The organism is Epibacterium sp. ABZ3_068 (genome assembly GCF_056159265.1).
On the sequence record NZ_JBSWUV010000001.1, the window covers coordinates 187,855 to 201,002 of the forward strand.

Genomic DNA, 13,148 nt, shown 5'->3' on the forward strand with positions numbered 1-13,148 from the left:
TCCCTTAGCGCGGCGGCAGGCGCACAGCGCCGTCCAGCCGGATTGTGGTTCCATTGAGGAACGGATTGGTCACGATCTGCTCTGCCAAAAGCGCATATTCATGCGGGTACCCAAGGCGCGCAGGAAATGGGATATTTGCGGTGATTTTCTGGGTTACCTCTTCGGGCAGACCTTCCATCATAGGCGTGTGGAACAGCCCCGGCGCGATGGCAACAACGCGAATTCCAAGCTGGGCAAATTCGCGCGCAGCAGGCAGACACATCGACGCAATTGCCCCTTTTGACGCCGCATAGGCCGACTGGCCGAGCTGTCCGTCCTCAAACGCCACCGAAGCCGTATTGATAACAACTCCACGTTCACCATCCGCAAGCGGGTCAAGCTCCGCCATACGACGCGCACCGTGGCTCATGACATTGTAGGTTCCAAAGAGGTTCACTTTTAGCGTCTTTTCAAACACGTCGAACGATAGCTTTCCTTCACGTCCGACAATCCGGGCTGCCAGCCCCACGCCTGCGCAATTCACCACGATACGGGGATTGCCCCCCAAAGCAGCTTCAGCCGCATCAAAGGCCGCATTCACAGCTGCCTCATCAGCAACATCCGCCTGCACAGCCACTCCGTCAATTTCGGACGCGACAGTTTTCGCCGCATCCATATTGAAATCGAGCACTGCAACCTTTGCGCCCTGTTTTGCCAAATGGCGGGCGGTCGCGGCCCCCAGCCCACTGCCAGCGCCGGTGACCAGGGCAACTTGTCCCGTTACGTCCATGTTTCACCCTTCCAATAGATATCGTTACACATTGTTATGCCTCATACTTAATTAGACAAGCGCATTGCGCTGGTGTCAGGTGACCCCGGGTTCTACCCCGGGATCAGAAATAATGTGATGGCCGGGAACAGTACCAGAATGATCACCCGCAGAATGTCCGAGGTTACGAACCACATAACCGCCTTGTAGGTTTGAACCATTGGTGTCGTACGTTCCATCGCATTGATAATGAACAGGTTCATCCCCACGGGTGGCGTTATCAGACCAACCTCCACCACGATCAGAACGAGGATGCCGAACCAGATTGCCACATGCTCGGCCGGCATGCCGAAATCCAATGCGCTGATCACCGGAAAGAAAATCGGAATGGTCAGAAGGATCATCGACAGGCTGTCCATAAGACACCCAAAGACCAAGTAGAAACACAGGATCAGCGTCAGAACCATCCAGGGGCTCAGGCCAAGGCCGACCACCCACGCTGACAATTCCTGAGGCACCTGGCTGAGCGCAAGAAAGCTGTTGTAAAGCCCCGCTCCCAGCACGATGAAAAAGATCATCGCTGTACTTGTGGCTGTCGCAATAATGCTGTCCTTGAAGAGCTTCCATGTCAGATTACCCTTCACCAGCGCGATCAGACCTGTGCCTGCCGCCCCTACGGCTGCGCCTTCGGTGGGCGTGAACCAGCCAAGGTAGATGCCACCGACCACCAGACCAAAGACCAGAATGACAGGCCAAACATCCAGCAACGCGCGGATCCGTTCATCATAAGGCACGGGCTCGCGGGTCCCAGCTGCGTCCGGAAACAGGCGTACATAGACAGAGATCGTAATGATATAGCCAAGGGCGGCCAACAGTCCCGGCACAAAGGCCGCCAGGAACAGTTTGGCGATGTTTTGCTCGGTCAGGATCGCATAAATCACCAGGATCACGGACGGTGGGATCAAAATGCCAAGCGTCCCCCCGGCTGCAAGCGTCGCCGTCGAAAAGCCGCCTGAATATCCATAGCGGCGCAACTCGGGCAAGGCGACCCGGCTCATGGTGGCGGCGGTTGCCAAAGACGATCCGCAAATCGCCCCAAAACCGGCACAGGCTCCGACAGCAGCCATCGCAACCCCACCTTTTCGATGTCCAAGCCAGCTTTCGGCGGCTTTGAACAAGGCGGACGACATCCCGGACAGCGTTGCGAACTGCCCCATCAACAGGAACATCGGAATAATGGTCAGCGAATAGCTGGAAAAGGTTCCGTAGGTTTCGCTCTTGAGTTTGGCCAGGAACATATTGGCCCCGCCCATCGCAAAATACAGCCCGCCAATTCCGCACAAGAACATGGCCAACCCAATCGGCGCGCGCAGGAAAATCATTCCCAACAGAACAGGAAAGGACACATAGCCCAGTTCAAGCATACTCAATGGCCCATCTCCGTTGCAGTCAGGATTAATTTACGCCCGGTCAACAGGCTGAGAACACGCGCAACCGCGCAATAGACCGCGACCAAAGCCGCCACAGATGCTGCAAAAAGGCTCGCGGCGTAGGCCCACCATATGGGGAACTGCAGAAGGAAGGTGGTATCACCATATTCCAGCTTGCTTTGCATACCTGCAAAAAGGCGCCATGCGATAAGTACGATAATTGCCGCAAGAACAACTTCCCAAAAGGCAGTCAGCGCAGATTGAATTTTGCCTGGCAGAGCATTTGTAAACACATCGACAACCGCATGTGCACTGCGCAGCTGGCAGATTGGTAAAAACGAGAAGATTGCAAAGGCAACCCCCGCCTCAACCAGTTCGAAGTCGCCGTTAACGGGTCCGACACCGGATGCAATCAATGCGTTTGCAACTGCGTCCGACAAGGACTTCAAAAGATCTGAGTGACCCAGCGTATTTAGCCCCCGTCCCACGACGCTTACACAGGTCAGCAGTATGAGCGCCGTCAGCACGACCCCACCGATGATCGCCATCAAGCGGGCACAACGGTCCACCACTTTGAACATGTCTTCCTCCCAGAAGAGCCTTGGCCCTCGGGTGCCAGCTTTGGCCCCCGAGGGTTTGTCAGATCACTTTGTGTTTTTCGCGATCAACTCTGCGGCACGTGCCCGCAGGCCGGAGCCGTCAAGACCTTTTCCGTCCATCTCAGCCACCCATTCATCCGCAACGGATTGCGCGGCAGCTTTCCAGCTGTCTACTGTTTCAGCAGGAAGGTTGATGATGTTATTCCCCCGATCTGTGGCCTGAGCCATGGGGGCTGCGTCATCAAGCTGCATCTGACGACCTGCAAAGGCCGAGAACTCAAGACCCGAGTTTGCATCGATGATCGCCTTCAAATCGTCCGGCAACGCATTCCAGCGGTCCTTGTTCATCGCAAAGATAAAGGTGGTGGTATAAAGCGTATCATCGCCAAATGTAGTGTGATTGCTGACCAGCTCATCAACCTTAAGCGCGCCGGTCACTTCCCACGGGATAACCGTTGCATCAATCACCCCCTTGGACAAGGCTTCAGGAACGGCTGGAACAGGCATACCCACTGGAGTCGCGCCAAGGCTGCTGAACAGCTTGTTGGTCACACGTGTCGGTGCCCGAAGTTTTACACCATTCAGATCGCTTACTTCCTGGATAGGCTTCTTGGAGTGGATCAGACCAGGTCCATGAACCCACAAGCCCAGAACCTTGAGCTGTTTAAAGTCCTGATCCATCATGGTTTCTTCGGCCAGCTCCCAATAGGAACGCGACACGGCCTCGGCATTTGTCATGGTGAATGGCAGCTCAAACACCTCTGCGCGCGGGAAGCGGCCCGGCGTATAGCCTGAGACGGTCCAGACGATATCGGCAACTCCGTCAATCGCCTGATCTATCAGTTGGGGCGGCTTGCCTCCAAGCTGCATAGACGGGAAGCGCTGGATTTCAATACGCCCGCCGGATTCTGCTTCGATCTTGTCCGCCCAAGTATACAGGATGTTCTTGGGAACATTCGCCTGCGCCGGCAAGAACTGATGCATTCGCAAGGTCACATCGGCAGCCAGAGCAGCCCCTGCGGCACCCCCCAGCGACAGCGCCGAAACAGCGGCGACACTTGCCGCCTTCATAAATTGTCTACGCAATTTGGTCATTTGATCCTCCATCTATGACCCCACCTGCCAAACCTGTTCCGCCCTCTCTCCAGCGCCACAGGTTAAACATTGGTTATGCAATAGTTATATTTCATAACCAATAAGTCTAGAAAATTTTTACACTTAATTTCAAATCACTAAGCGGCGCTCGCAAAATTATTTTTATGATCGGAGACGCGCATGATTTGAAAACCCTACCGATCGAAAGACCGATCCCGCTACGTCACAGACATAACGAATCTGCCCCTCAACCGGGTTTTAAGGGTGCTTCGGAAGCAAAAGCGTTCACTCAAGATGGAAACGGCTTGTCAAAAAAGAGCCCGTAACATTGGATCCATGCCTCGGCAAATAGCCTGGTCCATCACAGGTTCGAGCCCGCCATTTCCATTTCGGGTTGATAAAACAGATGCTGCCCGCGCCCTGCGTTTTTTGCCGCGTAAAGCGCTAGATCAGCCTGGTGGATCAAAGTTGCCGCATCACGTGGCTTTGCCTCCTTGGCCAAAGCCGTGCCGACGCTCGCCGATATGCGGCACATCTTTCCCTCAAACGGAACCGGCTCCTCCAGTTTGGCAATCAGACGGCTGGCAATGCGTTCCAATGTGTCCGCATCTGTCAGGCCATCCAACAAGAGGATAAATTCGTCCCCGCCAACGCGAACGGCAGTGTCTGCATCGCGCGTGCATTCAACTAAAACCTGGGCCACCCGCTGCAAGACAGCATCTCCGGCGGCATGTCCCATGCTGTCGTTGACCTGCTTAAAATAGTCCAGATCCACATGCATAACGGCAAATTCACCGCCGCTGCTCACCATTCGCGCAAGAACGTGATCCAGTGCCCGACGGTTCTTCAAACCTGTGAGCGTATCGGTAAACGCCTGCTCTTCAGCGGCAATCTTCGCTCCCTGAAGGCGCATATTCAGCTGGCGGGATGCCTCCATTGCAGCCGATTTTGCCTCCACCAAATAGAGCATTTCGATCGTCAAATCCGTAGGCGAAAAGTCTGCACTTGTCAGATCGTAATCCCGGACAGCTTCCAGCACCGAAATCCCAAAGGACATATTCAAGAAACCACCGCCGCCAGGAAGTGGGGCCAGCACACCCTTGAGACCTGTTTGCGGCTCGGACGCAAAATTCATATGCAGTTTTGCGCCCGCCGAACGCAGCATGTCGTCAACGCTGCGCACCCAACGTGGACGGGAAATCGAAAAGACAGAAAAGAACTCTTCCCCTAGCCACGCGAAGTCCGGACGGAGCTTGCGTAATGTCGGACCAACAGACGTGATCTTACCGGATGCATCAATCATGACATGCATTGGGCAGATCTCGTCGGAAAACTTGGCGAACTGTTGGAAAGACATCATAGGCTGTGGGCTCCCAGGCTAAAGGAGCGTCCTTCGGCAAACTGCGATTCAACATGGGTTACGGCGATAATATCGGCGCCCTCCCGGACGCCCGCATGATCCAAAATAACCAGATCACCGTAATCATCCGCCATTGCGCGCAAAATTCCCATCATAACATTTGCGAAACCAGGCAAGCCCTGGGCGCAGATCAGCTCGAATTGTCCGGGACCCTGCTCCACCAATTCAAGGGCCGGCAAATGCAGGTCGGAAACGGCAAGTCGCGCACGATCAGGAAGATCATCCAAAGAATACAGGAACTCAACATAGTCCACGCCACCAAAGCGCAGCAGCCGACGCAGGGCTTCCGCCTGCGGATTGGAAACAAGGAAGGTCCCCATATCTTCCAACATTTCGGCCAACGGTCGGTCCAGCACCGTTTCCATAGCCTCCAAGACTTTAAACGACTGGTCATCAGGGTAGATCAACATGGCTTCAAATTCGACAAACCCGAGGCCAGCCAAGTCCATAACGGATTTCCAGCGATCCGCACCGTAGGTATCAGTGACAAACGCCTGAATTGCCTTGTTGATCAGACCATGCATTGCTTGGCCCCTTGCTACTAATTGGTCCAATATTGACCGGCCTTTATTAACAAACGCCCAATTTATTACCCTGCCGTAATCTAATGACACATCAAAATGCCTCATCTTGCCGAAACTGAGGCAAGAGCAAGGCAAATCGTTACAAAAGAACTGGAATTCCCATTCCAGTCACGCTTCAGGATGGAGAATTCGCGTCCAAAGCGACAGGGGGAAGTTTATCGATTCTGTCGCACCCATTTCGGAATTCCACCAATATTATTTAACACGCAGTCCGCATGAGGCATTAAATCCGCCCGCGTTGCAGTCCCGGTCAAAACGCCAATCGTCGTCATTCCTGCGGCCTTGCCAGCAAACAGATCATGCAAGCTATCTCCGACCATGATGCAGCGCGCGGGGTTCACATCTATGCTGTTTGCAAACGCAAGCAACGGTTCCGGATCCGGCTTTGCCCCATACCCGCTGTCGCACCCCGCAATAAAGTCGAAGTGCCCCCGCACCCCAGCACGCTCCAATTGAGTGACTGCTGAATGTTCGGAATCATTGGTCATCACACCAAGTTTAAAACCGCAGTCGCGAAGCTCCTCGAGGAGTGACACAAGAGGAACCGCCGGAACCAGGGGCGCGTGCGCCGCTTCGCGACTTAGAAACTGCTCCAGATCACCTTGTTCACGCTCCGGCAAATGCGGCAACAGAGCCGCAGCGACTTCTGAGTTGGTTCCCGCAACTGCCAAACTGTGCGGAAAAAAACACCCTTCTTCCAGGTCAAAACCGATCGCATCAGCCAGTTGATGGGCGCGTTCGTCAACACCGCCAGACAAGGTTCGGATTATGCCTTCAGACCAGCTGTTCCACGTGGCCGAGAAATCAAAAAGCGTACCGTCCTTGTCAAATAAAACCGCTTCAAATGACATGATTTCTCCTGTTGTATCCCACAGTGGTCTGGGTTGTTTGGACCATATCAAGTCCAGTTGATTTGCGCACCACCAGGTAACAGGGCACGGGCCCGCATCGGCAAGTCATAGCCGACATTATTGGCATCACAGAATTGCAAGACCCACGCATCGTCCATCAGTAGAAAGTCCAGTACGGATGCGAGAAACTCAGGATCTTCGGCACGTGCTCTTAAATCCTCTTCACTTGCCCCAGAAGACCCAAGAAACACCGGCAACAAGTCCTCCTGGCTCACCAACCAAGCAAGAACGTTCAAAGCAAGGGTTTCGGCGGCATGAGCGGAATTTGGCATATGATTACAGTTTTAGTCAGTGATGAAAGGGTTTGTTAACTAGTCTCATAAAAACTCGGCACAAGGATAATGCAAGCGTCGAAGGGAAATCAGGTGCAAGGAACAATCCTTGTCATAGATGGGGTTTCTACAAACCGGATTGCACTCAAAGTGCAACTGGCTGAGGCGTTCTTTGACGTTATTCAGGCCGCGGACCTCAAAGAAATGCAGCACATGCTGCGCATTTGCACACCTGATGTGATCATTTCCGCGCTCTCCTTGGTCGATGGAACCGCCCAGGACGTAAAGAGCGCAATGGCACGCGAAGAGCGGTTGCGCAACATTCCAATCATTGCCATCGACACAAATGGCTGCGCCGCATCACGGCTGTCTGCACTGGAGGGCGGCGTCGATGATGTTGTGCCGCATCCAGTGGATGCAGTGGTGCTCCAGGCCCGTATCCGCAGCCTGTTTCGGGCTCGCAGCGCCAAGGAAGAGTTGCGCCTGCACCGTGACTCGGCTGGGGCAATGGCGCACGGCATAACGGCAACCAAACACATAGAGACCATCCGCGGAGCAACCGTTGCCCTCGTCACTCGCACAAAGTTGTTGGGTCGGAACTGGAAAGCCGCGCTTGAAGAACATGCACCATTCGGCCTTCGCTGTCATGAGCTGACAGATTTCAGAGGGCTGATGTCAGCGCCTGTTCCTGATGCCGTTGTCGTCGAATTATGCCCGGACACCGTCGGCATGGGATTGCGACTTATTGCAGACCTGCGAGCCCGGGCGTCAACACGGCAATCCATAATTGTGGCTCTTCCGCCCCCCGATATGCCTGAAGTCTCTGCAGAAGCATTGGATCGCGGGGCCCATGATGTCCTGCAATCTGGCTTTGATGCAGCCGAACTCTCAGTGCGTTTGCGCGCGCAGCTTATCCAGAAACTTCAAGAAGATCAGTTGCGGGCCCGTATCCGCAGTGAATTACAAGCTGCATCTTCTGACATGATGACCGGGTTGCACAACCGCCGCTACGCAATGCCGTTCCTGGATCGTGTCCTGCACACTGCGCGCGAAACCGGAGAGAGCTTTGCCCTGATGGTCGCAGATCTCGACCACTTCAAACGGATCAACGACATTTATGGCCACCCCGTGGGCGACGCGGTTCTTATTGAAACCGCCGCGCGGCTAAAAACCCTGGTTCAGCCGGATCAGCTCTTGGCGCGCATCGGAGGGGAGGAGTTCCTCTTTATTCTGCCGGGGCACAGCGCAAGTGACGCAGCCAAAGCCGCAGCAAATTTTTGTTCGTCAATCAACGAGCGCCCGTTTCGCATTGCTGGGGTAGACCAGCCGATCCAGATGACCATCAGCATCGGCGCGGTGATTGGCAACCGCAAACAAGCGCACGATTTAGATGCAAATGACCTGATCGCCAAAGCGGACCAAGCGCTTTATGCGGCCAAAAACTCAGGCCGCAACCGCGTAAGCCTCAGTAAGCAAAAACCGGTCGCGGCCTAGATAACGAATTGAAAACAAACAGAGGAGACGGTTCCCCGCCTCCTCAAACGGGTCATGACCCTGAACACCTAACGGTTCGGCGCATCGCGCGCTTTGCCTCTGTGTGGTGGCTCATGTTGAAGACGTTCCAACAAACGCATCCGTTCGTCTTCTGGCATTTCCGCCAATTTCTCCAGCCACGCTTGGCGCAACTGCTCACGGAAGTGGTATTGCCGTTCTGCCTGCTTTGTCAGCACGTCCGCAACCGCATCCACTTCAAAAGGCTCCGCCTGAAGCGCGGAAAACAATGCTTGGCGATCAGCTTCACGTTGCGCGCGGACATCAGCGTGCCCAGCAGTTGCGTCTTTCATCAGCCGACGACGGGTTTCGCGATCCATTGCACGGAAGAGGCTAACAGACAAAGACGGCGGCGGTGCCTTGCTGCCGATCCGTTCCTTGACCCGATAGGCCGCACCAGCCGCGATGCCAACCACTGCCACGTTCAGCGCCAGGGACACGCCCAGCAGAATCCGCATCCAACGCGGGCTTTTGGCCTTGGGCATTTTCTGTTCCTGTGCCTCGCTCATTGCAAGTCCTCGCTCAACAATTCCGTCGTATCAAACCCGTCAAATGGGTCACTGGTGCTGATTGCAGATGCTGCCAGTTCCACCGGGTCCGGCAAAAAGGACGGTGGCGCCAATCCGATCCAGACGCCGGCCAGACCTGCGGTGACCAGCCCCCCAACACCGAAGCCTCCCCCCACTGCCGCAAACACCCGTGACAAGATGCCATTGGTTTCTAGAGGCCGATCCGGGGAAAGCGGCGCGGTAAATTCATCCTGAAGCCGAGAGGCATCGTCCAGAATGGAAGCAAACAGCTGGTCTGAAACCTTGGGCTGGTCGAGGCGCGCATTTTGAAACAGCGCATCCAGCTCTTTCATTGCTTTATCGTGATCAGCCATCGACATACCCCAATTCTTCTTTGCGACTGGCCAGTGCTTTGGCAAGTCCGCGTTTTGCGCGCGCTGTCAAACTTTCGACAGCTTCCACGCCAATGTCCATAATGCCCGCGATCTCGGGGTTGGACAGTTCCTCGATGTGGCGCAACACCACGGCCTGACGCTGCCGCACCGGTAGGCACATCAGGGCTTCCTGCAATGCGTCGCGCCGCGCTCTGTCTAGCAGCTGATCCGCAGCGCTGGGTTCATCCCCCTCCGGTTCGGGTATCTCATCCAGATCCAGATGCCCGCCCCGCTGCCGACGCTTGAGATCAATACATAAGTTGGTCACCACACGATAAAGCCAAGTGGAGACCTGGGCCTGCCCCGATACCCAGTCCGGCGCCATTCGCCAGAGCCGCATCATCGCCTCTTGCGTAATGTCCTCGGCTTCAGCGCGATTGCCGAGCATTCGCATCGCCACACCCAATGCACGCGGCGCCAAACGCTGGGTCAGGTCTGCTGCCGCTGCACGATCCCCATTGGCAAACAAAACCAAAAGCGCATCATCGCTTACATCGCCATCACGGCTCATCGGCGCCCCCATAGGGGCACGCCGAGAGGTATTTCGCAGGTCATACAACGTATAATCCGGGTCAGTTCTGGTCTTGCTGCCCGTCTTTCCAATTTTTTCTCCACTTACCAGGCCCGCCGCGATGGTCTTTCTGGGCGGCTTCGAACTCCGCTTTGGAGATACCACCGCTGCCATCCGCATCCAAGCGAGAGAAGCGTTTGCCGCCATCACGCGGTTTCGGCATTTCGTCGGCGCTCAGCACACCGTCACCATTTTCATCAAGCGCTTTGAGCATACGCTCGGACCGCTCGCCAGCCCGGCTTGCCGCCTTTGCGTTCAATTCATCCAAGGACAACGCACCATCACCATTGGTGTCTGCTTCCGAGAAATGCCGGGCCCGAAGCGCTTCCATCTCGGCCTTGGTAACCTCACCATCGCCATTGGCATCCAACTCTTCAAAGCTGGCACGAGGACCATGGCCGCCCGGAGCTTTTGCCAGAGCCGCGCCCGCACCGATTACACCTGCGCCCGCAACAATCATTGCAATGAAAGTGACATGTTTCATTCTTTTTTCTCCTATGCAGTGGCAGCGCCTTGCTGCCTGATGCATTGAAGAAACGGCCCAGGCTGCAGGTTCCGTCGCATTTTTTCCAAAAAAATTGCGACACGCGGACGCAAGCGTCCCAAGGTGCCTTTACTTCCAGCACGTGTCGTCCAAATCTACATTCAAATTACAGGATATCGATATGACCGATAGCGCAGCTCCAAACTCGGGCGAGGCTGATGTCGCCGTGGCATCAAAATCAGATGAAACTCCGCGGGCGACGCGACCGGCCCTGTGGAAAGGATGGCGCTGCCGGTGTCCACGCTGCGGCGAAGGCAAAGCGCTGCATTCCTATCTCAAGGTCAATGACACCTGCAGCAGCTGCAATCTGGATCTCTCCAAAGCGCGGGCGGATGATGGCCCGGCATATCTGACCATTCTTCTGGTCGGCCATGTGATGGCTCCCTTGCTGCATGTGGTCTACTTCAAGTGGCAACCGGCCCCGATGGTTACCTTCACCGTCTTCAGCCTTGGCTGCCTGATCTCATCACTATACCTTCTCCCACGGATGAAGGGCATCGTGATCGCTTATCAATGGGCGCGTGGCATGCATGGGTTTGACAAAGACGACTGATCTTCGTTTGGTAGGGCGGAACATAATATAGCCCGACCGGGCTTTGATCCGTTGGAGCCCGAATGACCACCGCCCCTGCTCAGCATGATAAATCCGCCATTCGCAACGCGTCTACTGTCATCGTCCTGCGGGACGGCAACGGCAAAACGCCCAGTGTTCTGATGGGGCAACGTGGGGCAAAAGCGGCCTTTATGCCCAGCAAGTTCGTCTTTCCCGGTGGCGCTGTTGATCCTCAGGATGGAGAAATCCAGCTTGCTGCACCGCTGCCGGAACACGTCGTTGCGCAGCTCGGCCAACACACAACAGATGTATCGCAAACTGCGCTGGCAAATGCGGCGATCCGGGAGCTTTGGGAGGAAACCGGGCTTATCCTTGGACAACGTGGCCCCTGGCACTCCCCGCCATCTGATTGGGTGGAGTTTGCAGCAACCGGGCATCGCCCGGACGCCAGTGCGCTTGAATTTGTGTTTCGGGCAATTACCCCGGTGGGGCGCCCGCGGCGCTTTGATGCACGGTTCTTTTTGGTGAATGCCGCCGCGGTGGCCAGCGACTTGGACGATTTCTCGCGGGCATCGGACGAGTTATCCAACCTCCAATGGGTTCCTCTGGCAAAGGCGCGCGGATATGATCTGCCCTTCATTACGCAGGTGGTGCTGGCAGAAGTCGCCGCGCGGCTTCCGGAGCTTGCGCCGGTAACCTCGGTTCCGTTTTTTCAGAACAACGACGAGGAAAGCCTGTTCCTGCGTCTCAACGGCGCCTCTCCTCTGGACTAGCAGCTCTGGGCCGGGGGCGCGTCAGAGTGTCAGCACAAGGGCCAGGATCGACAGCCCAAGGAATGCCATACCGATGATTTCACGGGCTGAAACCTTTTCCTTGAAAAATAAGATAGAGGCGAGCAGTGACAGAAACAACTCAGCCTGACCAACGGCTTTCACATAGGCTGCGTTTTGCAACGTAAAAGCCCAAAACCAGCAAAAGGATCCTCCCATGCTGGTAATTCCCACCCAGATGGCCACACGTCGGGCCTGCCAGACGCGTTTGATCTCCCCCGGATCGCGCAGCAGCAGCCAGACTGCCATTGTCAGTGTCTGCAACGTCACAACTGCCCCCAGGGTTACGGCCGCGCGCAGGATAGGCTCCGTTCCCTCAAACTCAAGCGAAGCCGCCCGGTAGCCCACCGCCGAGAAAGCAAACAGGATACCCGAGCTGAAACCGAGTCTGGAGGCGCGATTTGTCAGGTGTTGGTGCCAGGCCCCGCTGCTGTCGCCTGGTTTGGACAGGATCAGAACCGCAATCCCCCCCAATAGGATAGCTCCCCAGCCGCCGACAGTGATGTGATCACCAAGAACAACAAGACCAACAAGTGCCGTTTGTATGACCTCAGTCTTTTTGAAGGTAATCCCGACCGCAAAGTTTCGCTGTTTGAACAAGGCAACAACGCAGATCGTTGCCAGAATTTGCGAAACCGCACCAATGGTTGCAAATAGCCAGAAACGGCCGCCCATGGTCGGAAGACTGTCACCGCTGGACCAGAAATACACGTAGAGCCCGCCCAGGATGAACGGCATTGAATAAAGGAACCGGGAGAACGTCGCGCCAGCCGCCGTCAGGCTGACGGAGGCCAGAACCTTTTGCAGCATAAATCGGATGGTCTGAAAACTGGCCGCCGCAAGGGCGATGAAGATCCATAAATACATGGTGTGCCTTATGTCAGCTCTACGGCGTCCCCGCCATTATTAAGGGCGGGATTGATACAATTCACAGCCTTCGAAAGCCGCATCCAAAGAGCCTGATCGTGCAAAGGCCCAAGCCCTTCGCGCCCCTGATAAACGGTGGCACTCATGACCCGTTTCCTTCGTATTTTCCGGGAAATCGGGTCAAAAATCTTCTCCTCGCGATGTACCGTCTTGTGCCCCGACTTATCCCC

General features: G+C 55.6%; 17 protein-coding genes. 3 read left to right on the forward strand and 14 right to left on the reverse strand.

Annotated features, from left to right (window positions below; genetic code table 11):
* Nucleotides 1–4: 4 nt before the first annotated feature.
* The 8 genes from ACXAEW_RS00930 to ACXAEW_RS00965 all read right to left on the reverse strand — a co-directional run bounded on the left by ACXAEW_RS00930 (nucleotide 5) and on the right by ACXAEW_RS00965 (nucleotide 7,059).
* A complete protein-coding gene (locus ACXAEW_RS00930) occupies nucleotides 5–769 on the reverse strand; it encodes an SDR family NAD(P)-dependent oxidoreductase (protein ID WP_474939519.1) in 765 nt (254 codons plus the stop codon).
* Between the two features lie 92 nt (nucleotides 770–861).
* Entirely contained in the window at nucleotides 862–2,178 is a 1,317-nt protein-coding gene (locus ACXAEW_RS00935; protein WP_474939520.1) for a TRAP transporter large permease, read from the reverse strand.
* Nucleotides 2,175–2,759, reverse strand: a complete 585-nt coding sequence (locus ACXAEW_RS00940; protein ID WP_474939521.1) for a TRAP transporter small permease — start codon at nucleotides 2,757–2,759, stop codon at nucleotides 2,175–2,177. The genes ACXAEW_RS00935 and ACXAEW_RS00940 overlap by 4 nt, the downstream gene beginning before the upstream one ends.
* Before the next feature lie 63 nt (nucleotides 2,760–2,822).
* Nucleotides 2,823–3,872, reverse strand: coding sequence for a TRAP transporter substrate-binding protein (locus ACXAEW_RS00945; RefSeq protein WP_474939522.1), 1,050 nt, complete (start codon nucleotides 3,870–3,872; stop codon nucleotides 2,823–2,825).
* A 361-nt stretch (nucleotides 3,873–4,233) separates the two neighbouring features.
* Nucleotides 4,234–5,232: a diguanylate cyclase domain-containing protein gene (locus ACXAEW_RS00950; RefSeq protein ID WP_474939523.1), complete on the reverse strand. Its 999-nt coding sequence runs from the start codon at nucleotides 5,230–5,232 to the stop codon at nucleotides 4,234–4,236.
* On the reverse strand, nucleotides 5,229–5,816 hold the full coding sequence (locus ACXAEW_RS00955) for a heme NO-binding domain-containing protein (RefSeq protein WP_474939524.1): 588 nt from the start codon (nucleotides 5,814–5,816) through the stop codon (nucleotides 5,229–5,231). Before ACXAEW_RS00955 ends, ACXAEW_RS00950 begins: the two co-directional genes overlap by 4 nt.
* 215 nt (nucleotides 5,817–6,031) lie before the next feature.
* A complete protein-coding gene (locus tag ACXAEW_RS00960; RefSeq protein ID WP_474939525.1) occupies nucleotides 6,032–6,727 on the reverse strand; it encodes an HAD family hydrolase in 696 nt (231 codons plus the stop codon).
* A gap of 47 nt (nucleotides 6,728–6,774) precedes the next feature.
* Entirely contained in the window at nucleotides 6,775–7,059 is a 285-nt protein-coding gene (locus ACXAEW_RS00965; RefSeq protein ID WP_474939526.1) for a DUF3572 domain-containing protein, read from the reverse strand.
* A 93-nt stretch (nucleotides 7,060–7,152) separates the two neighbouring features.
* Between ACXAEW_RS00965 and ACXAEW_RS00970 the strand changes: the two genes are divergently transcribed.
* Nucleotides 7,153–8,553 (forward strand): diguanylate cyclase domain-containing protein, encoded by a 1,401-nt coding sequence (locus ACXAEW_RS00970; RefSeq protein WP_474939527.1) that lies wholly within the window; start codon nucleotides 7,153–7,155, stop codon nucleotides 8,551–8,553.
* Between the two features lie 68 nt (nucleotides 8,554–8,621).
* Here the strand turns inward: ACXAEW_RS00970 and ACXAEW_RS00975 are convergent, their stop codons facing one another.
* The 4 genes from ACXAEW_RS00975 to ACXAEW_RS00990 all read right to left on the reverse strand — a co-directional run bounded on the left by ACXAEW_RS00975 (nucleotide 8,622) and on the right by ACXAEW_RS00990 (nucleotide 10,608).
* Nucleotides 8,622–9,119: a periplasmic heavy metal sensor gene (locus ACXAEW_RS00975; protein ID WP_474939528.1), complete on the reverse strand. Its 498-nt coding sequence runs from the start codon at nucleotides 9,117–9,119 to the stop codon at nucleotides 8,622–8,624.
* A complete protein-coding gene (locus ACXAEW_RS00980; protein ID WP_474939529.1) occupies nucleotides 9,116–9,493 on the reverse strand; it encodes a hypothetical protein in 378 nt (125 codons plus the stop codon). The genes ACXAEW_RS00975 and ACXAEW_RS00980 overlap by 4 nt, the downstream gene beginning before the upstream one ends.
* On the reverse strand, nucleotides 9,486–10,064 hold the full coding sequence (locus tag ACXAEW_RS00985; protein ID WP_474939530.1) for an RNA polymerase sigma factor: 579 nt from the start codon (nucleotides 10,062–10,064) through the stop codon (nucleotides 9,486–9,488). The genes ACXAEW_RS00980 and ACXAEW_RS00985 overlap by 8 nt, the downstream gene beginning before the upstream one ends.
* Nucleotides 10,065–10,125: 61 nt before the next feature.
* On the reverse strand, nucleotides 10,126–10,608 hold the full coding sequence (locus ACXAEW_RS00990; RefSeq protein WP_474939531.1) for an EF-hand domain-containing protein: 483 nt from the start codon (nucleotides 10,606–10,608) through the stop codon (nucleotides 10,126–10,128).
* 181 nt (nucleotides 10,609–10,789) lie between these two features.
* On the opposite strand from ACXAEW_RS00990, the gene ACXAEW_RS00995 reads away from it, so the two are divergent.
* On the forward strand, nucleotides 10,790–11,221 hold the full coding sequence (locus ACXAEW_RS00995) for a DUF983 domain-containing protein (protein ID WP_474939532.1): 432 nt from the start codon (nucleotides 10,790–10,792) through the stop codon (nucleotides 11,219–11,221).
* 62 nt (nucleotides 11,222–11,283) lie between these two features.
* Nucleotides 11,284–11,994: an NUDIX hydrolase gene (locus tag ACXAEW_RS01000; protein WP_474939533.1), complete on the forward strand. Its 711-nt coding sequence runs from the start codon at nucleotides 11,284–11,286 to the stop codon at nucleotides 11,992–11,994.
* Between the two features lie 21 nt (nucleotides 11,995–12,015).
* Here the strand turns inward: ACXAEW_RS01000 and ACXAEW_RS01005 are convergent, their stop codons facing one another.
* Complete coding sequence (locus ACXAEW_RS01005) at nucleotides 12,016–12,918, reverse strand: EamA/RhaT family transporter (RefSeq protein ID WP_474939534.1); 903 nt, start codon at nucleotides 12,916–12,918, stop codon at nucleotides 12,016–12,018.
* Between the two features lie 8 nt (nucleotides 12,919–12,926).
* Nucleotides 12,927–13,064: a hypothetical protein gene (locus ACXAEW_RS01010; protein WP_474939535.1), complete on the reverse strand. Its 138-nt coding sequence runs from the start codon at nucleotides 13,062–13,064 to the stop codon at nucleotides 12,927–12,929.
* Between the last annotated feature and the right edge of the window lie 84 nt (nucleotides 13,065–13,148).